General features: G+C 52.8%; 18 protein-coding genes. 4 read left to right on the top strand and 14 right to left on the bottom strand.

The genetic code is table 11. From position 1 onward, the window contains the following. The 6 genes from bcsC to bcsR all read right to left on the bottom strand — a co-directional run. A partial coding sequence (gene bcsC / locus C3D30_RS18765) for a cellulose synthase complex outer membrane protein BcsC (RefSeq protein WP_105287248.1) occupies nucleotides 1-1,768 on the bottom strand: 1,768 nt, incomplete at its 3' end. After that, nucleotides 1,750-2,856, bottom strand: coding sequence for a cellulose synthase complex periplasmic endoglucanase BcsZ (bcsZ, locus tag C3D30_RS18770; protein WP_024192198.1), 1,107 nt, complete (start codon nucleotides 2,854-2,856; stop codon nucleotides 1,750-1,752). The genes bcsC and bcsZ, both read right to left, overlap by 19 nt. Before the next feature lie 6 nt (nucleotides 2,857-2,862). Continuing rightward, nucleotides 2,863-5,202 carry a cellulose biosynthesis cyclic di-GMP-binding regulatory protein BcsB gene (gene bcsB / locus C3D30_RS18775; protein ID WP_024192197.1) on the bottom strand — a complete coding sequence of 780 codons (2,340 nt, stop codon included), beginning with the start codon at nucleotides 5,200-5,202 and terminating at the stop codon, nucleotides 2,863-2,865. A 10-nt stretch (nucleotides 5,203-5,212) separates the two neighbouring features. Further along, entirely contained in the window at nucleotides 5,213-7,831 is a 2,619-nt protein-coding gene (gene bcsA, locus C3D30_RS18780) for a UDP-forming cellulose synthase catalytic subunit (RefSeq protein WP_000025927.1), read from the bottom strand. Beyond that, nucleotides 7,828-8,580, bottom strand: a complete 753-nt coding sequence (gene bcsQ / locus C3D30_RS18785) for a cellulose biosynthesis protein BcsQ (protein WP_000279495.1) — start codon at nucleotides 8,578-8,580, stop codon at nucleotides 7,828-7,830. The genes bcsA and bcsQ overlap by 4 nt, the downstream gene beginning before the upstream one ends. A gap of 11 nt (nucleotides 8,581-8,591) precedes the next feature. Beyond that, nucleotides 8,592-8,780, bottom strand: a complete 189-nt coding sequence (bcsR, locus tag C3D30_RS18790; protein ID WP_001063311.1) for a cellulose biosynthesis protein BcsR — start codon at nucleotides 8,778-8,780, stop codon at nucleotides 8,592-8,594. 258 nt (nucleotides 8,781-9,038) lie between these two features. On the opposite strand from bcsR, the gene bcsE reads away from it, so the two are divergent. From bcsE to bcsG, 3 genes are read left to right on the top strand one after another with little or no spacing between them, the layout of a single operon-like run. Next, nucleotides 9,039-10,610: a cellulose biosynthesis c-di-GMP-binding protein BcsE gene (gene bcsE / locus C3D30_RS18795; RefSeq protein WP_001205752.1), complete on the top strand. Its 1,572-nt coding sequence runs from the start codon at nucleotides 9,039-9,041 to the stop codon at nucleotides 10,608-10,610. Beyond that, nucleotides 10,607-10,798 (top strand): cellulose biosynthesis protein BcsF, encoded by a 192-nt coding sequence (gene bcsF, locus C3D30_RS18800; RefSeq protein WP_000988301.1) that lies wholly within the window; start codon nucleotides 10,607-10,609, stop codon nucleotides 10,796-10,798. The genes bcsE and bcsF overlap by 4 nt, the downstream gene beginning before the upstream one ends. Next, a complete protein-coding gene (gene bcsG / locus C3D30_RS18805) occupies nucleotides 10,795-12,474 on the top strand; it encodes a cellulose biosynthesis protein BcsG (RefSeq protein ID WP_000191630.1) in 1,680 nt (559 codons plus the stop codon). The genes bcsF and bcsG overlap by 4 nt, the downstream gene beginning before the upstream one ends. Nucleotides 12,475-12,559: 85 nt before the next feature. On the opposite strand, the gene C3D30_RS20425 is transcribed toward bcsG, so the two are convergent. The 3 genes from C3D30_RS20425 to C3D30_RS20430 all read right to left on the bottom strand — a co-directional run bounded on the left by C3D30_RS20425 (nucleotide 12,560) and on the right by C3D30_RS20430 (nucleotide 13,631). Beyond that, on the bottom strand, nucleotides 12,560-12,667 hold the full coding sequence (locus tag C3D30_RS20425) for a type I toxin-antitoxin system toxin Ldr family protein (RefSeq protein WP_123058539.1): 108 nt from the start codon (nucleotides 12,665-12,667) through the stop codon (nucleotides 12,560-12,562). A gap of 374 nt (nucleotides 12,668-13,041) precedes the next feature. Then, nucleotides 13,042-13,149: a type I toxin-antitoxin system toxin Ldr family protein gene (locus C3D30_RS18815; protein WP_105287250.1), complete on the bottom strand. Its 108-nt coding sequence runs from the start codon at nucleotides 13,147-13,149 to the stop codon at nucleotides 13,042-13,044. 374 nt (nucleotides 13,150-13,523) lie between these two features. Further along, a complete protein-coding gene (locus C3D30_RS20430) occupies nucleotides 13,524-13,631 on the bottom strand; it encodes a type I toxin-antitoxin system toxin Ldr family protein (protein WP_123058540.1) in 108 nt (35 codons plus the stop codon). A gap of 480 nt (nucleotides 13,632-14,111) precedes the next feature. Between C3D30_RS20430 and C3D30_RS18830 the strand changes: the two genes are divergently transcribed. After that, nucleotides 14,112-15,383: an SLC5/6 family protein gene (locus C3D30_RS18830; RefSeq protein WP_105287252.1), complete on the top strand. Its 1,272-nt coding sequence runs from the start codon at nucleotides 14,112-14,114 to the stop codon at nucleotides 15,381-15,383. Between the two features lie 29 nt (nucleotides 15,384-15,412). Here the strand turns inward: C3D30_RS18830 and dppF are convergent, their stop codons facing one another. The 5 genes from dppF to dppA all read right to left on the bottom strand — a co-directional run bounded on the left by dppF (nucleotide 15,413) and on the right by dppA (nucleotide 21,097). After that, nucleotides 15,413-16,417: a dipeptide ABC transporter ATP-binding subunit DppF gene (gene dppF / locus C3D30_RS18835; RefSeq protein WP_105287253.1), complete on the bottom strand. Its 1,005-nt coding sequence runs from the start codon at nucleotides 16,415-16,417 to the stop codon at nucleotides 15,413-15,415. Beyond that, nucleotides 16,414-17,397, bottom strand: a complete 984-nt coding sequence (dppD, locus tag C3D30_RS18840; RefSeq protein WP_105287254.1) for a dipeptide ABC transporter ATP-binding protein — start codon at nucleotides 17,395-17,397, stop codon at nucleotides 16,414-16,416. Before dppD ends, dppF begins: the two co-directional genes overlap by 4 nt. Nucleotides 17,398-17,407: 10 nt before the next feature. Continuing rightward, nucleotides 17,408-18,310, bottom strand: a complete 903-nt coding sequence (gene dppC, locus C3D30_RS18845; RefSeq protein WP_000084683.1) for a dipeptide ABC transporter permease DppC — start codon at nucleotides 18,308-18,310, stop codon at nucleotides 17,408-17,410. A 9-nt stretch (nucleotides 18,311-18,319) separates the two neighbouring features. Beyond that, the gene (gene dppB, locus C3D30_RS18850; protein ID WP_021550012.1) at nucleotides 18,320-19,339 is read right to left on the bottom strand and encodes a dipeptide ABC transporter permease DppB; all 1,020 of its coding nucleotides are present in this window, start codon (nucleotides 19,337-19,339) and stop codon (nucleotides 18,320-18,322) included. Nucleotides 19,340-19,489: 150 nt separating this feature from the next. Continuing rightward, the gene (gene dppA, locus C3D30_RS18860) at nucleotides 19,490-21,097 is read right to left on the bottom strand and encodes a dipeptide ABC transporter substrate-binding protein DppA (protein ID WP_001222867.1); all 1,608 of its coding nucleotides are present in this window, start codon (nucleotides 21,095-21,097) and stop codon (nucleotides 19,490-19,492) included. Nucleotides 21,098-21,632: the final 535 nt, after the last annotated feature.

A 21,632-nucleotide genomic window follows, 5' to 3' on the forward strand; every position in this document is an offset into this window, starting at 1 on the left:
CCTCTTTACCGCTTTCACGCAGGCGGCTGGCGGTTTCCAGTACCTGATCGCTTTGCAGGCGGTTTGCCAGTTCCTGAATATTGCTGTTCCACTGCGCGCGCGGCAGGCTGTTGATATGCGCCAGCGCGGCTCTGTCCTGGTCGTGACCGGAAAGATACAGTCCGTAAGCGTAAACCTGCTCCGGGTCGTTCGGCTTCTGTTGCGCCAGGCTGCGCATTAACGTATCGGCCTGGCTGCGTTGCCCGGCCAGCCAGAGATCCTGCGAAAGCCGGTAAGTAATCCACACACTGCCGGGATCGAGCGCCAGCCGCTGACGCTGAAGTGCTGCCGCCTGTGCCCATTTACCCTGATTTTCCAGTGCCTCCGCCTGCTGTGATAAGCGGTCGTTTTGCAGGCTGCGTTCGATGTCATCAACGCTGCGCCGCTGGCTGGCAGAAAGCGAGGCAATAAACGCTTCGGCTTTTTCCGGCGACTGCTGGCGATAAAGATTCGCCAGCCCGCGCACGGCGTTGGTGTTGCCGCTGTCCATACGCAAAGTCTGCTGATAATAGCGTTCGGCAGCGGGGTAATCTTTACGTGCCATCGCCACATCACCCAGCCCCAGTACCGCATAGCTGTCGGCGTTATCGACATTGCGCGCCTGCTGGAACAGGCGTTCTGCCCGGTCGGGATTATTGGCTTTCAGCGCAGCATCGCCCTGCTGGATCGCCAGCCAGTAGCGGTTCACCTTCAGCAGACTGTTCCATTTGTCGTTGTTGCTGCTGTTCGGATCCAGCGCGAGGGCTTTTTCCAGATTCGCCACCGCATTAGCGCGATCGCCATTCTGGGAATACGCCTGCCCCAGCGCCCCAAGTGCTTCACTGTCTTTCGGGTTAGCGCGCACCGCCTGTTGCAGTTCGGGAATGGCTTTACCTGCCATGCCTGAGTCCACAGCGGCTAAACCTTGCGCACGGGCGCGGAAATTAGGATCGGCCAGTTGCTTTTGTTGTTCTGCCAGTTGCGATTGCGCAGCCACCACATTATCGCCATCGCTAAAAACAGAGAGATATTTTTTCAGCGCCGACACGCTGGCGTCGCTGACGGGCATATCTTTTATCTGCCCGTACCAGATTTTAGAAGCCCCCTCGCGCCCGGCGTTAGATTTCGCCATCTGTTCCAGTACGGCAAAACCTTCGTCACGGCGATCGCTGCTAAACAGCAATAGCGCCAGATTGTTTTGCAAACCTGTATTGCCCGGCGTATCCGCATTGATGCGTTTTAGCTGATTAATCGCTTCGCCACGGCGAGCCGGAATTTTCGCTACCGTACTCCAGTACTCGACGGCAATGTCACCTGCTGGCGGCGCTCCGTTGAATAGTTTGTTGTAACCCGCCACGGCTTCTTCCGCATGACCGGTGGTGGCCTGCAATCGTGCCTGTTGCAGTGCCTGACGACCATCCGGCGTGGAAAGTAGCATTGTGGTACGCGATGATTTATACGCATTTGAACTCGGCGCTAATTGCGACAATCGTTCGAGTTGTTTTTGCGCACCATCAACATCGCCCTGACGTAACAGAGAACGGAAACGGGCGGCAACGACATCCGGGTTATTCGGATCAATAAGTTCCAGACGATACAGCGACTGCTGCACCAGGTCTTCGCGGTGGGTCGCTTCGCCCACACGAACCTGTTCCAGCAACTGTTGCTGGGCGGTTGGTGCCGCCTCGACCATCGGCATCACGGCCAGACCGAGGGAAAGCGTAAGAATATTTAGTGTGAATTTGCGCATTCCAGGCCCCAGTCAGGTAATAACTCACCTTTTGTCGAGAAGCGGAAACGGTGTTGATCCCAGCCTTGTCCAAACAGGGTCAACACATAGTTGTAATAGGCATCGCTACCAGGAAAGTTATCTGCAATACGCTGACGCTGTACGGCCTGGGCATCACGATCCTGAAGAAATGGCAACATAGCCGCAGAAAAGCCGACTGGCCCTTTACCCTGCGCTTTACCCGTAGCGACATCGACTTTCTCCGGCGGATAGCCGTTTTTCTCGGTGAATGTCGCCATCGGTTTAAAACGGTTGAGCATCCGCGCTTTTTGCGGATCGCTGTCGGGCATCATGCCAACCCACATATAGACGCGAATAGCGTCGTAACTGCTGATCAGCGTTTTCTCTGGCTTTAACTGCCAGCCTTTGTCTTTCTCATAGCGTACCCAGTCTGGTGAAAAACCTTTCGGGGCGGTTTCCAGCAATAAACGTTGATTCGTTTCGCGCAACGTGGTCCACGGTGCGCCAAAGCGGGTGAAATACTGCGCCAGCGTCGGGGGCAAATAACTTGGGTTAAAACGCCAGGTGTTATTCTCGGCAAAACCCACTTTGCCCGGTAACAGCATGGAACCCAGTCCCGGCACTGTCACCACTTCCTCTTGCGCAATGCGTTTTAACAACGCGCTGCCAATGTCAGTATAACGTTGCTCTTTCCACAATCGACCGGCCTCCAGCAGTGACCAGGCCATCCAGATATCGCCGTCAGAGGCTGAGTTGCTGTCCAGCACTTCCCACTTCGCATTCTCTTTCTTGCCCCATAGCCAGGCGGGCAAATGCTCTTTTAACGAGCCCTGGGCAAGATTGTTCTGTGTCCAGTCGAGAAGGTTATCGAAAGCAGCACGGTCGTTAGCCGCCAGAGCAAAGAACATGCCGTAACTTTGCCCTTCGGAGGTGGTAATTTTGCGCGCATCACTGGGGTCAATGACGCGCCCCTCCTGACTGATGTAATCCTTTTTAAACTGCTCCCAGGCAGGCCAGGTACAGGCTGCCTGAACACTAAAGGCAGCCAGCAGCAGCATCGTCACGATTCCACTACGCAAAACATTCATCATCAATTACTCATTATCCGGGTTAAGACGACGACGGCTGATGATACGCAGCAGACGCCACAGTACCCAGGCCAGCAACACCACGCTGATTGCCGCCAGCACCGCCAACAGAATCGGGTGATTAGCCAGTGCATACCACAAACGTTCGAACCACGGCAGATGTCCAACGTAATAGATGTCGCCGACACGCAAACTGTTAACGCCAGATTCACGGATCACGGCTACCGAGCCGAACATGGTGGCGCGTTTGCCGCTATCGTTCACCGCATCGTTAAGCATTTCGTAACCGCGCGGACTGTCAGCCAGGAGAGCAATCACGCTGCGCTGGTCGTTATACGGTGACTGGAAGCCAATCACCGCTGCCATCGCGCCGGAAGAGGTCAGCGTTGACTGAGTTTCTGCCGCGCGGTCGTTTTCGTCCGGCACAATGCCGGGGAATGGCGTCTGGCGCATTGGCGTTTTCACCCAGCTTTCGGTGGCCTGTACCAGCATGTCAATCTGCTTGTCGTCTTTTAATTTGTCCGGGATACCACCGACGATCATGATGTCGGCATCTTTACCCTGAATGGTGCTGCCATCATCGGTCACGGTCAGGTTAATCGCCGGGAAGCCCGTCTGCGCGCCGATAAAGCCAACGGTATTTAGCAGCGTTTCCATCTGTGCTTCGTTGGGCGCTTTCGGCATTACGGTGATGGTTTGCGACAGATCCGCCATCCGGCTGAACGGGAAGCCCGCATTGGCAAACGCGCGCAGATCCGGCATCGGGATGAAGTGGTAATACTTCGAGAAGTCGATGGTAGAGTCGTCGCCAATCACCACATGGTTCTGCACCGGCTGGAAGGTAATACAGTTATCCACCGATCCGCCCGGCATCGGGTTCATGTACTCAAAGTCGAAGCGCAGCTGGTTGGTCGCCCCCAGCTTCAACGCCGGAATAGAGACATCCGTTTTGCCGTCCAGCAAACCTTGTAATACCGGAATACGCAGCAGCAGGCGGTTCGCCTCCTGTTTGCTACTCAGGTTAAATGATTGCAGGAACTGGTTGTTCAGGCTGATATCCATCCGCGAGCTGTCTTTCACCGGCGGCATGGTGTAGCGATAGTTGATATCCATATCAATACCGGTACTGCGCATCAGGTAGAGATCTGGCGGCAGATTTAGCGAAACGTTAATCGCTGCTGGTTCCAGACCGCTGGACTGTAACTGCTCTTCATAGGTTTTTAGTTCGCCAAAGGTGACAGGACGATCGGTACGCACCCAGTTCGGCGCATCGTATGGCTTACGCGGCAGCAGCGGTTTGACTTCATTCACCACTACGCTATCGCCACGGAACAAAATATTGCCCTGGGCGATACCTTTCGCTGCCTGCAACAGGTCTTTGTCGTCACGACCAAACACGACCAGCAGTTTGACGTAAGGATTTTCCGGGTGGTTGATCATCTCAATCACCGGGGCTTTTACCGCCGGATGATCGCGCAGGAAGTCCGGGCGTTTGTCGTTAGTCGCAAAAACAATCGCATTGCGATCGGGAAGCTGGTTATAGAGTACCGGGAAGTTCTGCCCACGCCAGCCGGAACGGGAACCAAACCACGAGGCAACAATGGCGGAAGCCTGTTGCAGAGCAACATCCGGCGCGCCCGCAAAGACCATCGGTAAGGTGTTAGCACGGTTATCGCGTGGGTCAAAGAACGGAATCGGGAAGTGCGACAGGTCATTCTTCACATTCAGTGATTGATACGTCAGATCCAGTCCACTACTGCGCCCGACATCCAGCCAAAGTGTGGTGCTGGCTGGGTTTTCGCACACATCCTGATAATGACCGACAAACTCCAGCCGCACGCGGTTGAAGTCGGTAATAAACAGCGGGTTAATCGGCATTTGCGCCAGCGTCTTTTTGCCCAACTGCTCTTTAGTCACTGGTAGCACGCCCATCAGTTCATCATTGAGATAAACCTTTAACTGCGACTGAACTGGCAGCAATGACGGCGATGGCGTGTATTCGAGATTGAGCATCGCCTTCGTCACCACTTCGTCGCTGCGCATACCAAACTCAATGCTGCCGTTCGGGTTGATACCACGCAGCACCATGCTGCCCGGCGGCGGCGCGATTTGCGCAAAGGTCAGCTTCACATCACGCGAAGAGCCGTTCTGCGCGACGACTGGCGCATCCGCTCCCTGCACGCCCGGCATCACCTGCCCCACCTGCGGATTTTGTTCCGTCTGGGCAGGAACAACTGGCTCAGCATTGATCAGTGGTTGCGTTGCTGGCGTCGCCTGCGTCATAAAAGAGGGGAATGCGCTCATCCCCATTGCCACTGCACAAATCCAGAATAGTTTTCTTTTCATCGCGTTATCATCATTGTTGAGCCAAAGCCTGATCCGATGGTTGTACCGTTTCGCTCCGCTCCGGGCGGCGCGGAATGAACGAAACAACCCAGGAAACCAGAGAAGTCAGCGCACGGAAAATACCCTTCACTGAAGAAGGTGCAAATTCCGCCAGATGGCGGTAGCCACGGAAGCCGAGCTTCAGAATATCCAGCAGACTTTCCAGCGGCTTATCTTCCGGGTAGCTGTCCTGCCAGAGCGCCCATGTATCCGCACGGGCAAACGTACACTGCACAAAATCGATATGTTGCTGGGTGGTGAGCGGCATCAATTGCAGCCCGACTTCGTTACCCATCACGCGTGCCACCTGGGTCGGGAAGACGTATTCCTGTTGACCGCGTTTGAGCAGCAGATTCACTTTCTGCCCTTCGAGGATCTGCGCCTGACCGTGGATTTTGATCCCCAGCCCACCGTCGGAGAAGTCCTGAACGGTGCAGGAGAAAAGGTGACCATCTTCGCGGGCAATTGCCGCTGGCATCGTCATCTCAACACGATGCGAACGACGAACCTGTTTACTTTCAACCGATACCGCTACCGCGCCGCCGAGAATAATCAGGTTGTAGAACACCCACACCATACTGACGACAACGGTAAGCATTTCGGTTGGCGGACCATAGAAGTAACGCCAGATGCCAACAGCGACACCAACCAGGTTGAGCAGCACGAGGAAGATGTACGGTCTCGAGATCACCCAATCGACATACTCTTCCTCTACCAGGCCCCCTTTGGCGGTGACGTTAAATTTGCCTTTGTGCGGGTTAATCAGCGCCACCAGCGTCGGTGGTGCGATATACCATGCCAGCACTGTTTCGTAGATTTCACTCCAGAATGAGTGGCGATATTTGCCCTGAATCTTCGAGTTAGTCAGGCTGGCGTGGATCATGTGCGGCAGCACAAACAGGGCGATCATCAACGCAGGTGCGTAGATGATATAGGCATGAAGCAGCAGGAACGCCAGCGGCGCAGTCAGGAAGATCAGCCGTGGAATGCCCGACAAGAAATGGAACATGGCGTTGACGTAGCACAGCCGTTGCGCGAACTTCAGCCCTTTACCGGTGAGCGGGTTATCAAGGCGGAAGATTTGCACCATCCCGCGCGCCCAGCGAATACGCTGACCGATATGCGCTGACAGACTTTCGGTCGCCAGCCCCGCCGCCTGCGGAATGCGCATATACGCGGAGGTGTAGCCACGACGGTGCAAACGCAAAGAAGTGTGCGCATCTTCAGTTACCGTTTCGACGGCAATACCGCCAATCTCATCCAGCGGTTTACGGCGGATCACCGCACAAGAACCGCAGAAGAAAGTGGCATCCCACATATCGTTGCCATCCTGCACCAGACCGTAGAACAGCGTGCCTTCGTTCGGCGTTTTACGAAAACGCCCCAGGTTGCGTTCAAACGGGTCCGGCGAGAAGAAGTGGTGCGGCGTCTGCATCATCGCCAGTTGTTTTTCTTTCAGGAACCAGCCCATGGTCATTTGCAGGAACGAGCGCGTTGGCACGTGGTCGCAGTCGAAAATCGACACAAACTCGCCTTTGGCATATTTAAGCGCATTGTTGATATTGCCCGCTTTCGCATGTTCATGAGTGGTACGGGCGATATATTTCACCCCTACGTTTTGTGCAAACTGGCGAAACTCCTCCCTGCCACCGTCATCGAGGATCCAGATATTTAGCTTATCTTTCGGCCAGTCGATACCCAGCGAGGCATAGATAGTGTTTTTCACCACGCTGAGATCTTCGTTGTACGTCGGCACAAAAATATCCACCGACGGCCACAGCGACATATCTTTCGGCAACGGCACTGGCTGACGATTCAACGGCCATACGACCTGGAAGTAGCCGAGCACCAGCACAATCCATGCGTAAGTTTCAGCGAACAGCAGAATTAAACCGCACACCAGACTGACCGGATCATCCCAGTTCAGCGTGGAGGTGTAACGCCACCAGATATAACGGCACGAGACAGTGAGCGACAGCACAATCAGCATCAGTGCAGAGAAGCGTCCCGGCATTCGCCGTACCATCAGAGCCACGCCCCACAGCAACATCAGGAAGATAAACTGCGACAGCGGGTTAAACGGCTGGGTGACGCAAATCAGCGCCAGAATCAGCGAGAATGTCACAATGATGCCAAGAATAAAACGCCGCGCTCCGGCGCTCAGATGTCCCAGCTCTTTTTTCTCATCAAGATGTTGCGTGTTATGGCTGAAGCGAGCCGGCAATTCATCCATCCATTGATGATAACGCCCACGAATATTCTGCAAGCGTGAAAACGACCGCCAGCGCGGTTTCGGCGTTTCTCTGCGCGAAGCACTGATCAGCAACCAGCAGGTCTGGATGACATAGCGCACAGGATCCAACGGACGCGGGCGCGAGGCGTTGATATGAGGGAACAGGATTTTATGTTGCGCACGAATACGCTGCCAGCGCGGGTGCTCCAGCGGAATAAAAATCCAGGCAAGGATCAGCCAGAAACAGCCGAGCGTCGCGCTGAAAGGCGACGCGCCATGACGACGATATTCCCGATAACGCCCAATAAGACGTGCGTTAACCGGCGGGATAAGCAACCACCGGGTCAGGATACTCATGATGCGCTCCCGACTGGCGTTTTCAGCCCGGAATAGTTCAACAGACACCAGTTCGCCAGCGTCAGAATTTCTTCTGCCGCCAACGCATCGCTACGGTATTCGCCCAACGGTTGTTTCGCCGCCAGACATTCAGCCATCGCTTCATCACGATGGATCAACATTGGCAACAAGCGCCGCTGGCTTTGCAACCATAGCTGATAAATATCGTCCTGAACCTGGCTGCCTACACGAAAATCATTAATCAAAATATGCGCGCCAGCGGGCAGTGCCTGCTGATGCAGCCGAATATGACAGTTAGCATCCACGTTGACGATTGCCAGGGTGTGATCGCACAGGCTCATGATTTGATGCGTTATCTGCGAGGCGTCGCGTGGTAAATCGATCAAAATCCATTGATAACGCCCGCTGGTCTTTAGTTGCTGAATACCGCTACAAATCTCGCCCAGCCGTGTTTGCCAGTGCTGGGGATTTTCGTGTTCTTCGAGAGTCAGTTGACCAAAGGGCAGCAGATCGAGCTGCGAGGTATAGCGTAGCCCGGCATCACGCCAGTCCTGGCCATCCAGCATGGCTCTTGCCCAGCCCTGGCGGTGAGAAAAATCAACGTTGAATGACAGGCGCAGCAAATTGTCCGGGCAGGCATCCACCAGCAGGACATTTTCTCCCAACATTTGCAATGACCAGCCTAACGCGGCAGTGATCGTTGTCGTTCCCACGCCACCCCGCATCCCCTGCAATCCCAGAACGGCCATTCACCACACCCCTACTTTTTTTGCGCAAACTCAGCCAGCAACGGCCAACGTTTTAATGCCGCAGCCAACTGCTCTCGTTGGGAAATATCGGCATAATCAATATCAGGCAGTGAAAAAGCCTGTTTTAACGCCAAAATATCATTCTGGAAGATATAGCCTATCGCGGGATCAGGCAGAATATCGGGTTCGTTGTTATTCATTATGGTTGATCCCTATAAAATAAACATATTACACAGCAAGACAATTTCGCCGCTTTATTGCTTATGGCAGCACAGAAACCCGCTCATTTTTTGACTTTCCGTTACGCAACAGAAAAACTAAAAAACGAAAAGGCTGATATCACAAGGTTTCTGGCCTGTTAAATTGATTCACATGCTAAATCTGATAAGTTTTAATTTCAATGGTAGGTTTATTTCTTAGCTTTCGCTAGTAAACTGATAATCAGACAAAATGGCGACTTGAGGGACACTGTGGACCCCGTATTCTCTATCGGTATCTCATCCTTATGGGATGAGCTGCGACATATGCCAGCAGGCGGCGTCTGGTGGTTTAACGTCGATCGTCAAGAAGATGCTATTAGCCTGGTGAATCAAACGATGGCTTCTCAAGCTGAAACCGCGCAAGTCGCGGTCATTAGCATGGATAGCGATCCCGAGAAAATTTTCAAATTAGATGATTCTCAAGGACCAGAAAAAATAAAATTATTTTCAATGCTAAATCATGAAAAAGGTCTATACTATTTGCCCCGTGATTTACAATGTTCAGTTGTTCCCAATAATTACCTGTTCATTCTTGTTTGCGCAAATAACGCATGGCAAAACATTCCTGCCGAGCGCCTTCGCCTATGGCTGGAAAAAATGAATAAATGGTGCAGGCTAAACCATTGTTCACTGCTGGTAATTAATCCCGGAAATAATAACGATAAACAATTTTCATTGTTACTGGAGGAGTACCGTTCGCTTTTTGGACTTGCCAGTTTGCGTTTTCAGGGCGATCAGCATCTGCTGGATATTGCTTTTTGGTGTAACGAAAAAGGCGTCAGCGCCCGTCAGCAACTGACCGTCCAGCATCAAAATGGCGTCTGGGCGTTAGTTCAGCGCGAAGAGGCGGAGATCCAACCACGCAGCGATGAAAAACGTATTCTCAGTAATATTGCCGTACTGGAAGGCGCGCCACCGCTATCGGAACACTGGAAGCTATTCGACAATAACGAAACGCTGTTCAATGAAGCGCGTACCTCTCAGGCCGCGACGGTCGTGTTCTCTTTGCAGCAAAATGGGCAAATTGAACCGCTGGCCCGCAGTATTCATACATTGCGTCGCCAGCGTGGTAGCGCGTTGAAAATCCTCGTGCGGGAAAATATTGCCAGCCTGCGCGCCACCGACGAACGTTTACTGTTGGCCTGCGGCGCAAATATGGTTATTCCATGGAACGCCCCGCTCTCTCGCTGTCTGACAATGATTGAAAGCGTGCAGGGACAGAAGTTCAGCCGCTATGTACCGGAAGATATCACCACGCTGTTGTCGATGACTCAGCCGATTAAACTGCGGGGGTTCCAGAAGTGGGATGTATTCTGTGACGCGGTCAATAATATGATGAATAACACCCTGTTACCCGCTCACGGGAAAGGCGTTCTGGTGGCTTTGCGCCCGGTGCCTGGTATTCGCGTTGAACAAGCTCTGACGCTGTGTCGCCCTAATCGTACCGGCGATATTATGACGATTGGCGGCAATCGACTGGTGCTGTTCCTCTCTTTCTGCCGGATTAACGATCTGGATACCGCATTGAATCATATTTTCCCACTACCTACTGGCGACATTTTCTCTAACCGCATGGTCTGGTTTGAAGATGACCAAATCAGCGCCGAGCTGGTGCAAATGCGTTTACTCGCCCCGGAACAATGGGGGATGCCGCTGCCTTTAACGCAGGGTTCCACGCCAGTCATCAATGCCGAACACGATGGTCGCAACTGGCGACGCATACCTGAACCACTGCGATTATTGGATGATGCTGTGGAGCGTTCATCATGATGACCATCAGCGATATCATTGAAATTATTATCGTTTGCGCACTGATATTTTTCCCGCTGGGCTATCTGGCGCGGCATTCTCTGCGGCGTATTCGTGACACTTTGCGTTTGTTATTTGCTAAACCTCGTTATGTAAAACCGGCCGGTACATTACGCCGTGCGGAAAAAGCCAGGGCAATCAAAAAATGACTCAATTTACCCAAAACACCGCTATGCCTTCTTCCCTCTGGCAATACTGGCGCGGCCTTTCTGGCTGGAACTTATATTTTCTGGTCAAATTTGGCCTGTTATGGGCGGGATATCTTAACTTCCATCCGCTGCTTAACCTGGTGTTTGCCGCGTTCCTGCTAATGCCTATTCCGCGCTATAGCCTGCACCGTCTACGCCACTGGATAGCCCTGCCAATCGGTTTTGCATTGTTCTGGCACGACACCTGGCTGCCAGGCCCGGAAAGTATCATGAGTCAGGGTTCGCAAGTGGCTGGTTTCAGTAGCGATTATTTAATCGACCTCGTTACTCGCTTTATTAACTGGCAGATGATCGGAGCCATTTTTGTATTGTTAGTGGCGTGGTTGTTCCTGTCACAATGGATTCGTATCACCATATTTGTCGTCGCTATTCTGGTATGGTTGAACGTACTTACGCTGGCTGGACCAAGTTTCTCCCTGTGGCCAGCCGGTCAACCGACCACGACGGTGACAACGACGGGCGGTAATGCAGCGGCAACGGTCGCAGCCGCAGGAGGTACGCCGGTGGTGGGTGATATGCCTGCGCAAACCGCGCCGCCGACAACGGCGAATCTTAATGCATGGCTGAATAATTTCTATAACGCCGAAGCGAAACGTAAATCGACCTTCCCATCCGCGCTTCCGGCAGATGCACAGCCATTTGAATTGCTGGTCATCAACATCTGCTCACTCTCCTGGTCGGACATTGAGGCTGCCGGGTTAATGTCGCATCCGTTATGGTCGCATTTCGATATTGAGTTCAAGAAATTCAACTCTGCGACCTCATACAGCGGCCCGGCGGCGATTCGTCTGCTGCGCGCCAGTTGTGGGCAAACTTCGCACACCAATCTGTATCAACCAGCCAATAATGACTGCTATCTGTTCGATAACTTGTCAAAACTGGGCTTTACCCAGCATCTGATGATGGGGCATAACGGTCAATTCGGCGGCTTCCTGAAAGAAGTGCGCGAAAATGGCGGTATGCAGACAGAATTGATGGATCAAACGAATCTACCGGTTATTTTGCTGGGCTTTGATGGTTCGCCAGTTTATGACGATACCGCCGTACTTAACCGCTGGCTGGAAGTTACTGAAAAAGATAAAAACTCCCGTAGCGCCACGTTCTACAACACGCTCCCTCTGCATGATGGCAACCATTATCCTGGCGTCAGTAAAACAGCGGACTATAAAGCGCGGGCGCAGAAGTTCTTTGATGAACTGGATGCATTCTTTACCGAGCTGGAGAAATCTGACCGTAAAGTAATGGTGGTGGTCGTGCCAGAACACGGCGGCGCGCTGAAAGGCGACAGAATGCAGGTATCTGGCCTACGTGATATCCCTAGTCCATCAATTACTGATGTCCCCGTTGGCGTGAAATTCTTCGGCATGAAGGCACCACATCAGGGGGCTCCGATTGTCATCGACCAACCAAGCAGTTTCCTGGCAATTTCTGATCTGGTTGTTCGCGTTCTCGACGGTAAAATTTTCACCGAAGACAATGTTGACTGGAAAAAACTCACCAGCGGATTGCCACAAACAGCACCGGTATCCGAGAACTCAAACGCGGTGGTGATTCAATATCAGGATAAACCGTACGTTCGCCTGAACGGCGGCGATTGGGTGCCATACCCGCAGTAAACGCGAAAAAGGCCGCAGAGTTTACCCCTGCGGCCTGGTCCGGGCGCAAATTGCCATTACGGCAGCCTGACGCCCGCACGACACGTTACTTCCGCTTATTCAGCCAGCTCACGATCATGCTGGCGAGAATGCCAGCAATGACCGGAGCCGCTAAATCGTGCCAGAAGACCATGCCTAACTGCGCGAACGTCATATAGCCGCCTGTGTTGTAATGACAACGTTTCGCGGCTATTCTTGAGTTGTTTGGGTTCAAGATTAGCCCCCGTCATATTGTCAGGTATATACCTGCAACGTGCGGGGGTTTTCTCTCTCCAGCAACCAATGCCACCAGGGATAAAGCCCCCGCAACATTGCGCCTCACCGGACTCTTCCGGCTTGAGGCTGATTCTACGACTGTTTTTCTGCTTCGAAATCCATCACTTCTTCACTCTGTGCTGTGCATTCCGCACAATATTACCGGCTTGCAGCCGTTGCATTTTTCTTACGAAAAAGGCCGCAGAGTTTCACCCCTGCGGCCTGGTCCGGGCGCAAATTGCCATTACGGCAGCCTGACGCCCGCATGACACGTTACTTCCGCTTATTCAGCCAGTTCACGATCATACTGGCAAGAATGCCAGCAATGACCGGAGCCGCTAAATCGTGCCAGAAGACCATGCCCAGTTCTGCGAGCGTCATATAGCCGCCTGTGTTGTAATGACAACGTTTCGCGGCTATTCTTGAATGGTCTAGAGTCAAGAATGGCCCCCGTGATGTTGTCAGGTGCATACCTGCAACGTGCGGGGGTTTTCTCTTTCCAGCAACCAATGCCACCAGGGATAAAGCCCCCGCAACATTGCGCCTCACCGGAATGTTCCGGCTTGCCGCTGATTCTACGTCTGTTTTTCTGCTTCGAAATCCATCACTTCTTCACTCTGTGCTGCGCGTTCCGCAGAATATTACCGCCTTGCAACCGTTGCATTTTTCTTACGAAAAAGGCCGCAGAGTTTCACCCCTGCGGCCTGGTCCGGGCGCAAATTGCCATTACGGCAGCCTGACGCCCGCATGACACGTTACTTCCGCTTATTCAGCCAGTTCACGATCATACTGGCAAGAATGCCAGCAATGGCCGGAGCCGCTAAATCATGCCAGAAGGCCATGCCCAGTTCTGCGAGCGTCATATAGCCGCCTGTGTTGTAATGACAACGTTTCGCGGCTATTCTTGAGTTGTTCAGGTTCAAGAATGGCTCCCGTGATGTTGTCAGGTGCATACCTGCAACGTGCGGGGGTTTTCTCTCTCCAGCAACCAATGCCACCAGGGATAAAGCCCCCGCAACATTGCGCCTCACCGGAACCCTCCGGCTTGCGGCAGATTCTACTGACGCTTTCTGCCCCTGGCACCTGCCTGTTTTTCACTTTGCGCGATACATTCCAGCTTATTTTCATGTTTGCAGAATTTTCACTTTACGCATTACCCGCGATCTGACACCAGGCTAGTAGTGAAATGCGCAATTTTGTAGAATTGCGCTCCTCGCGATTCTCCCCGGTGAATCCGTTGCCTCATTCTTAGCACACTGCGTATTCGACTTCTCCGCCTGTTGCACAAGAGAAACGGGGGATAACCATCTTTGCGGGGCTGACTTCTTTCTGGACAGGACTTTATGCAGGACAACACATTACAACTACGCGATCAAAAATTACCATTTACGCGATATGACTTCGGCTGGGTTTTATTATGCATAGGAATGGCAATTGGTGCCGGAACGGTGCTGATGCCAGTACAAATTGGGCTAAAGGGAATTTGGGTATTTATTACCGCCGCCATTATTGCTTATCCGGCAACCTGGGTAGTGCAGGATATTTATTTAAAGACACTATCTGAAAGTGACTCCTGTAATGACTACACCGATATTATCAGTCATTACCTTGGGAAGAACTGGGGAATATTTCTTGGTGTTATCTACTTTTTGATGATTATCCACGGAATTTTTATCTATTCCCTCTCCGTGGTTTTTGACAGCGCCTCGTACCTGAAAACCTTCGGTTTGACCGATGCCAATCTTTCACAATCTCTACTTTATAAAGTGGCTATTTTCGCCGTACTGGTAGCTATCGCGTCAGGTGGAGAAAGGTTATTGTTTAAAATTTCCGGCCCGATGGTGGTGGTCAAAGTGGGCATTATTGTGGTGTTCGGTTTTGCGATGATCCCGCACTGGAATTTCGCCAATATAACCGCGTTCCCGCAAGCCTCCGTCTTCTTCCGCGACGTTCTGCTTACTATTCCTTTTTGCTTCTTTTCTGCGGTATTTATTCAGGTGCTTAACCCGATGAATATTGCCTATCGTAAACGGGAAGCGGATAAAGTACTGGCAACTCGGCTCGCGCTGCGTACCCACCGGATTAGTTATATCACGCTCATCGCGGTGATCCTGTTTTTTGCCTTTTCGTTTACCTTCTCAATTAGCCACGAAGAAGCCGTTTCTGCCTTTGAACAAAATATCTCGGCACTGGCACTGGCGGCGCAGGTGATCCCTGGGCATATCATTCATATCACCTCTACGGTGCTGAATATCTTTGCCGTACTGACCGCATTCTTTGGCATTTACCTCGGTTTCCACGAGGCCATTAAAGGCATTATTCTCAATCTGTTAAGCCGAATTATTGATACCCAAAAAATTAACTCGCACATGCTGACTCTGGCAATTTGCGCTTTTATCGTCATTACGTTGACGATTTGGGTTTCATTTCGGGTATCGGTGCTGGTGTTCTTTCAGATGGGAAGTCCGTTGTATGGCATTGTGTCGTGCCTCATTCCGTTTTTCCTGATCTCTAAAGTCACACAACTGGAAAAACTTCGCGGGTTTAAAGCCTGGCTGATTCTCTTTTACGGCATTTTGCTGTGCTTGTCGCCACTGTTGAAGTTGATTGAGTAAACCGGAGCGCATGGCCCCGGTTTTGTGAGTTAACGCTGCGGATTTTCATCCTGATCAACAGCAAAACAAGCTACCAGTTGACCGCCGTAGTCTTTTAGCTGCGGCTGCAACTGGGTGCAGGGGCCGAAGCGCCGACGACAGCGGGCGTTGAAGGCGCAACCCGGCGGTGGATTCAGCGGGCTTGGCAGTTCACCGGTGAGCTTGATGCGCTCGCGGCGATCGTCCGGATTCAGGCGCGGCGTCGCGGAAAGTAGCGCCTGAGTGTACGGATGGCGCGGGTTATTGAAGATTTGGTCTTTCGTTCCCTTCTCCACGCAGCGGCCCAGGTACATCACCATCACTTCATCAGCAATGTGCTCCACCACCGACAGGTCGTGGGAGATAAAGACATAAGAAAGCCCCAGTTCCTGCTGCAAATCCATCATTAGATTCAGCACCTGCGCACGCACTGAGACATCCAGCGCAGAAACCGGCTCATCGGCAATCACCACATCCGGGTCGAGCATCAGACCTCGGGCAATGGCGATACGCTGACGCTGACCGCCGGAGAACATGTGCGGATAGCGGTCGTAATGCTCGGTTTTCAGGCCGACTTTCGCCATCATCGACAGGGCTTTTTCCCGACGCTGTTCTTTGCTTAAGCTGGTGTTAATAAGCAGCGGCTCTTCGAGAATTTGCCCAACTTTTTTACGCGGATTCAGCGAACCGTAAGGGTTCTGAAAGACAATCTGGATTTTCTGCCGACGCAGCTTCTGCGCCTGCGGATCGTGCTTGAGCAGATCCTGCCCCTGGTAATACAGTTCACCACCGGTAGGTATTTCGATCATCGTCAGCAATCGACCAAGCGTCGATTTACCGCAACCGGATTCACCTACCACCGCCAGCGTTTTACCGCGTTCAAGGGTAAATGAAACGCCATCCAGCGCCTTCACCAGACGTTCCGGTGCGAACATGCCTTTCTTCACCGGATAATGTTTTTTCAGGTCGATAGCCTGCAACAGCGGTTGTTGCGAGGTGGCCTCTTGCGTATTCATAGTATGGGCCTCCCGGCATCATCAAGTGGGTAATGGCATTTGGACTGACGCCCGTCAGCGAGCATATTCAGCGCCGGTTCTTCAGCGCGGCATCTGTCAGTGGCATAGGGACAGCGCGGGTTAAGCAGGCAGCCGTTCGGGCGGTCGTACTTGCCGGGAACGACACCAGGCAACGACGCCAGACGTTCTTTGTCCTGAGCAAATTCCGGCAGCGCGCGTAGCAATGCCTGAGTATACGGATGACGCGGCGCACGGAAGATGGCGTGAGCATCGCCCGTTTCCACCACCTGACCTGCATACATCACGATGATTTTATGTGCCGCTTCCGCCACCAGCGCCAGGTCATGGGTAATTAACACCAGCGTCATATTCTCTTTCTGCTGTAGCTCCAGCAGCAGTTCGATGATTTGCGCCTGAATGGTCACGTCCAGCGCGGTGGTCGGTTCATCCGCAATCAGCAGTTTTGGCCGACAGGCAATTGCCATCGCGATCATTACACGCTGGCTCATGCCGCCGGAAAGCTGATGCGGGTAAACATCCAGACGCGACGCCGGATCGGGAATGCCGACCTGATTCAGCAGGTCAATTGCCCGCTGACGGCGGGTACTTTTGTTACCGCCCTGATGCACCTTAATCGCTTCCATAATCTGGAAACCCACGGTGTAGCACGGGTTGAGACTGGTCATCGGGTCCTGGAAGATCATCGCTACTTCGGCACCTACCAGATTGCGGCGCTCTTTTTCCGAGATACGCTGCAAATCCTGGCCGTTAAATTCCAGCTTTTCCGCCATCACGCGACCCGGATAATCAATCAGCCCCATAATCGCCAGTGAACTGACCGATTTACCCGAACCGGATTCACCCACAATCCCGACCACTTCGCCCTGTTTCACGCTGTAGCTGATGCGGTCTACGGCGCGGAATGGTGCGCTTTCGTCACCGAAATGCACCGATAATTTATCTATATTTAATAACGCCATCTCGAACCTCTTACTGCTTCAGTTTGGGATCGAGCGCGTCACGCAGACCGTCACCCATCAGGTTAAATGCCAGCACCGTCAGCAGGATCGCCAGACCAGGGAAGGTCACGACCCACCAGGCGCTTTGCGCGAACTGCAACACGTCGGAGAGCATGGTGCCCCACTCCGGCGTTGGCGGTTGTGCCCCCATGCCGAGGAAACCAAGAGCAGCCATATCGAGAATGGCGTTAGAGAAACCGAGCGACGCCTGGACAATCAGCGGCGCAAGGCAGTTGGGAAGAATATTGATAAACATCTGCCGCAGCGCCCCGGCTCCCGCCACGCGGGAAGCGGTCACGTAGTCGCGGTTCACCTCCACCAGCACGGCGGCGCGAGTTAAGCGGACATAGTGCGGCAAGGCAACGAAGGTCAGCGCCAGCGCGGCGTTACCAATCGACGGGCCGAAGATAGCCACCAGCACCAGCGCCAGCAGCAGGCTTGGCAGCGCCAGCATGATATCGACCACGCGCATGATGATGTTATCGACCAGGCCGCCGAAGTAGCCGGCGATCAGGCCGAGAATAACGCCCATAATCAGCGATAACACCACCACCAGACAGCCAACCAGCAGCGACAAGCGTGCGCCGTACATCAGGCGCGACATCACATCGCGACCGACGTCATCAGTGCCCAGCAAGTGCGCCATGCTGCCGCCTTCCTGCCAGGCTGGCGGGGCGAGCAGCGCATCGCGGAACTGTTCCGCCGGGTTATAGGGTGCAATCCAGTTGGCAAAGATCGCGATAAACAGCACGATGACGACATAAACCAGTCCGACGACCGCGCCTTTGTTGCGTTTAAAATAGTGCCAGAACTCCTGTAAAGGGGTCATCGGCACCGGTGCAGTAATCACTTTATTTTCAGTAACCTGTGACATGATGTTCCCTTACTTCTTATGACGAATACGCGGGTTCACCACGCCGTACAGCAGATCGACCAGCAGGTTGACGAGGATAATCATCGTCGCCACCAGCAATACGCCGCCCTGCACCACTGGATAATCGCGGCGTTGCAGTGCGTCAATCAACCAGCGACCAAGACCGGGCCACGAGAAGATGGTTTCAGTCAGAATCGCCCCCGCCAGCAGCGTCCCTACCTGTAGGCCAATAACGGTTACCACCGGCAGCATGGCGTTACGCAGCGCATGGACGATAATCACCCTAAGGCGGGTCAACCCTTTGGCTCGCGCGGTGCGGATGTAATCCTCGCCCAGCACTTCCAGCATGGAGGAGCGCGTCATACGCACAATGACCGCTAGCGGAATTGTGCCCAGCACCATCGCAGGTAAGATCATATGGGCGACGGCATCGATAAAGTTGCCGTCTTCACCCCAGATGGCGGTGTCGATTAGCATAAAACCGGTTAACGGATTGGAATCATCGAGGAACACCATATCGCTCACGCGACCGGAGACGGGCGTCAGGTTCCAGTGCACCGAAACCAGCATGATCAGCATCATGCCCCACCAGAAGATCGGCATCGAGTAGCCGGTCAGCGCCAGGCCAACCGCAGTGTGATCGAAAATGGAACCGCGTTTAACCGCAGCCAGCACACCAACCGGAATACCGACTGCCGTAGCAAAAATCATCGCGCAGACGCCAAGTTCCAACGTGGCCTGGAAGCGCGGCACGAACTCTTCCCAAACCGGGATGCGGCTTTTCATTGAAATGCCAAGATCGCCATGCATAACGCCCCAAATGTAATGGAGATACTGCTGCCACATCGGTTTATCTAAGCCGAGTTCAGCCAGCAGCTGCGCGTGACGCTCTGGGGAGATCCCACGTTCGCCCGCCATGATCATCACCGGATCGCCGGGGATCATGTGGACAAAGGCAAAAGTGAGAAGGGTAATACCGATAAACGTGGGGATGACGAGTCCCAAACGTCGGAGAATAAACTGCAACATAACCCGGATTCTCTATAGTGACCCGCAGCCTGGAACTGCGTGTCTGTATTGCTCACCAATCAATTCCCGCCCGTGCCGGACAGGGAATGAAGTATTGCTGCCGGATGGCGCTGTGCGCAGAGGCACAGCACCACCGGGTATGGCTTTTAATTATTCGATAGAGACGTTTTCGAAGTGATGTTTGCCTAATGGATCAACCACATAGCCTTTAACTTCTTTGCGTACCGGTTCAAACACGGTGGAGTGAGCGATGATCAGTGCCGGAGCCTGATCGTGCATCACTACCTGTGCTTGTTTGTACAGTTCAACGCGCTTGTTGTGGTCGTCGGTGGCACGCGCCGGTTGAATCAGATCTTCAAACGGTTTGTAGCACCATTTTGAGTAGTTGGAGCCTTGTTCAGAGGCGGCGCAGCTGAACAGGGTGGCGAAGAAGTTATCCGGATCCCCGTTATCGCCAGTCCAGCCCATCATTACCGTTTGGTGCTCGCCATCTTTCGCACGCTTGAGGTACTCGCCCCATTCGTAAGTGACGATTTTGGCCTGTACGCCCACTTTCGCCCAGTCTGCCTGAATCATCTCCGCCATGCGGCGAGCGTTCGGGTTATACGGACGTTGTACCGGCATCGCCCACAGGTCGATGGAGAAACCTTTTTCCAGACCCGCTTCTTTCAGCAAGGCTTTCGCTTTTTCAGGATCGTAGGTGTAGTCCTGAACGTCGTCGTTATAGCCCCACATGGTTGGCGGGATCAGGTTTTTCGCTGCTACGCCCGCGCCCTGATAAACCGCTTTGATGATCGCGTCTTTGTTCACCGCGTAGGTCAGAGCCTGGCGAACTTTCACGTCATCGAGCGGTTTTTTCTGCACGTTATACGAGAGATAACCGACGTTCAGCCCCGGCATTTCCATCAGATTGATGGATTTATCCTGCTTCATGCGAGCGATATCTGCCGGGTTCGGGTACGGCATCACCTGGCATTCATTCTTCTGCAATTTCGCATAACGCACGGAAGCGTCAGGAGTAATAGAGAAGACCAGCGTATCGATCTGCGGTTTGGTGCCCCAGTAGCCATCAAACGCTTTGTAGCGAATACGGGAATCTTTTTGATACTGCTGTAACTGGAACGGGCCGGTGCCGATCGGGTTGAGGTCCAGTTTTTCCGGCGTACCGGCTTTCATCATCGCGTCAGCATATTCTTTTGACAGAATAGAGGCGAAGTCCATTGCCAGGTCAGCGAGGAACGGCGCTTCCGGGCGAGTCAGCACGAACTGAACGGTGTTATCGTCCACCTTTTTCACTTCGCTGATCAACTCCGGCAAGCCCATGCCTTCGAAGTATTCGTAGCTGCCGCCAGAGACTTTATGGTATGGGTTTTGCGCGTTTTTCTGACGATCAAACGAGAACACCACGTCATCGGCGTTCAGTTCGCGCGTCGGTTTGAATTCTTTGTTGTCGTGCCACTTCACACCTTTACGCAGATGGAAGGTATAGGTTTTACCGTCTTCGCTGATTTCCCACTTTTCAGCGAGGCCCGGGATCACTTCGGTGGTGCCGATTTTAAATTCAACCAGGCGGTTATAAAGCGGTACGGAAGAGGCGTCATAGGTGGTGCCGGAGGTAAACAGCTGCGGGTTAAACCCTTCTGGCGAACCTTCTGAGCAATAAACCAGAGTTTTAGCCTGAACACTTGCTGCGACGGTCATAGCCACCAGGCTGAGACCAAGCTTCAGCATCCCTGACTTTTTCAAGGAAATACGCATTATTCTGCTCCAATTGTGATGTTTGTTGTTTTAACCCTTTGCAGTGGGTTGTCGCTGCCTGACCTTTTTTGTTTTTTGCCCGGTCGGGTCAACGTTATGAGGTGGGGATGCCGTACTAATTAACATCAGTGTAACAGTGCGGATCCTCCATAAAATGCCCCTCGTGACCTACAATCTGTCAACAGAATGTGAAAACGTCAATACAGCTAACCGGGATTTACACCAACGGTGAGAATCCACAAACAAAGATTAAAAAAACTTCAAACCGCTATTTGCAGCAGAGAAATTTGTGCTACTCCAACATAACCAGAACAATCAGCTTAATATTTAGCAACAATTGGTGATTAAGTTTTATGCATTTAATGAAAAAAATCTGAGGAAAAGGTGGATATCTGAGCGATTAATACCATGAACGCTAAAACGCACAGCGGAAAATGCCAGCGCCAGCCATAAGTAACGCAATAATAGATTTAAGCAAATATAAAAAAAGACAATGGATTCTGTCACAAATTCGTTAATGGATAGTGAGATGTGG

The sequence above is a fragment of the Escherichia sp. MOD1-EC5433 genome (assembly GCF_002966005.1).
Taxonomy (GTDB): domain Bacteria; phylum Pseudomonadota; class Gammaproteobacteria; order Enterobacterales; family Enterobacteriaceae; genus Escherichia; species Escherichia ruysiae.

What these genes read in the sequence shown, in the direction of transcription:
- bcsZ (WP_024192198.1), bottom strand. Translation starts at nt 2,856, where the DNA reads ATGAATGTTTTGCGTAGTGGAATCGTGACGATGCTGCTGCTGGCTGCC.
- bcsB (WP_024192197.1), bottom strand. Translation starts at nt 5,202, where the DNA reads ATGAAAAGAAAACTATTCTGGATTTGTGCAGTGGCAATGGGGATGAGC.
- bcsA (WP_000025927.1), bottom strand. Translation starts at nt 7,831, where the DNA reads ATGAGTATCCTGACCCGGTGGTTGCTTATCCCGCCGGTTAACGCACGT.
- bcsQ (WP_000279495.1), bottom strand. Translation starts at nt 8,580, where the DNA reads ATGGCCGTTCTGGGATTGCAGGGGATGCGGGGTGGCGTGGGAACGACA.
- bcsR (WP_001063311.1), bottom strand. Translation starts at nt 8,780, where the DNA reads ATGAATAACAACGAACCCGATATTCTGCCTGATCCCGCGATAGGCTAT.
- bcsF (WP_000988301.1), top strand. Translation starts at nt 10,607, where the DNA reads ATGATGACCATCAGCGATATCATTGAAATTATTATCGTTTGCGCACTG.
- bcsG (WP_000191630.1), top strand. Translation starts at nt 10,795, where the DNA reads ATGACTCAATTTACCCAAAACACCGCTATGCCTTCTTCCCTCTGGCAA.
- C3D30_RS20425 (WP_123058539.1), bottom strand. Translation starts at nt 12,667, where the DNA reads ATGACGTTCGCGCAGTTAGGCATGGTCTTCTGGCACGATTTAGCGGCT.
- C3D30_RS18815 (WP_105287250.1), bottom strand. Translation starts at nt 13,149, where the DNA reads ATGACGCTCGCAGAACTGGGCATGGTCTTCTGGCACGATTTAGCGGCT.
- C3D30_RS20430 (WP_123058540.1), bottom strand. Translation starts at nt 13,631, where the DNA reads ATGACGCTCGCAGAACTGGGCATGGCCTTCTGGCATGATTTAGCGGCT.
- C3D30_RS18830 (WP_105287252.1), top strand. Translation starts at nt 14,112, where the DNA reads ATGCAGGACAACACATTACAACTACGCGATCAAAAATTACCATTTACG.
- dppF (WP_105287253.1), bottom strand. Translation starts at nt 16,417, where the DNA reads ATGAATACGCAAGAGGCCACCTCGCAACAACCGCTGTTGCAGGCTATC.
- dppD (WP_105287254.1), bottom strand. Translation starts at nt 17,397, where the DNA reads ATGGCGTTATTAAATATAGATAAATTATCGGTGCATTTCGGTGACGAA.
- dppC (WP_000084683.1), bottom strand. Translation starts at nt 18,310, where the DNA reads ATGTCACAGGTTACTGAAAATAAAGTGATTACTGCACCGGTGCCGATG.
- dppB (WP_021550012.1), bottom strand. Translation starts at nt 19,339, where the DNA reads ATGTTGCAGTTTATTCTCCGACGTTTGGGACTCGTCATCCCCACGTTT.
- dppA (WP_001222867.1), bottom strand. Translation starts at nt 21,097, where the DNA reads ATGCGTATTTCCTTGAAAAAGTCAGGGATGCTGAAGCTTGGTCTCAGC.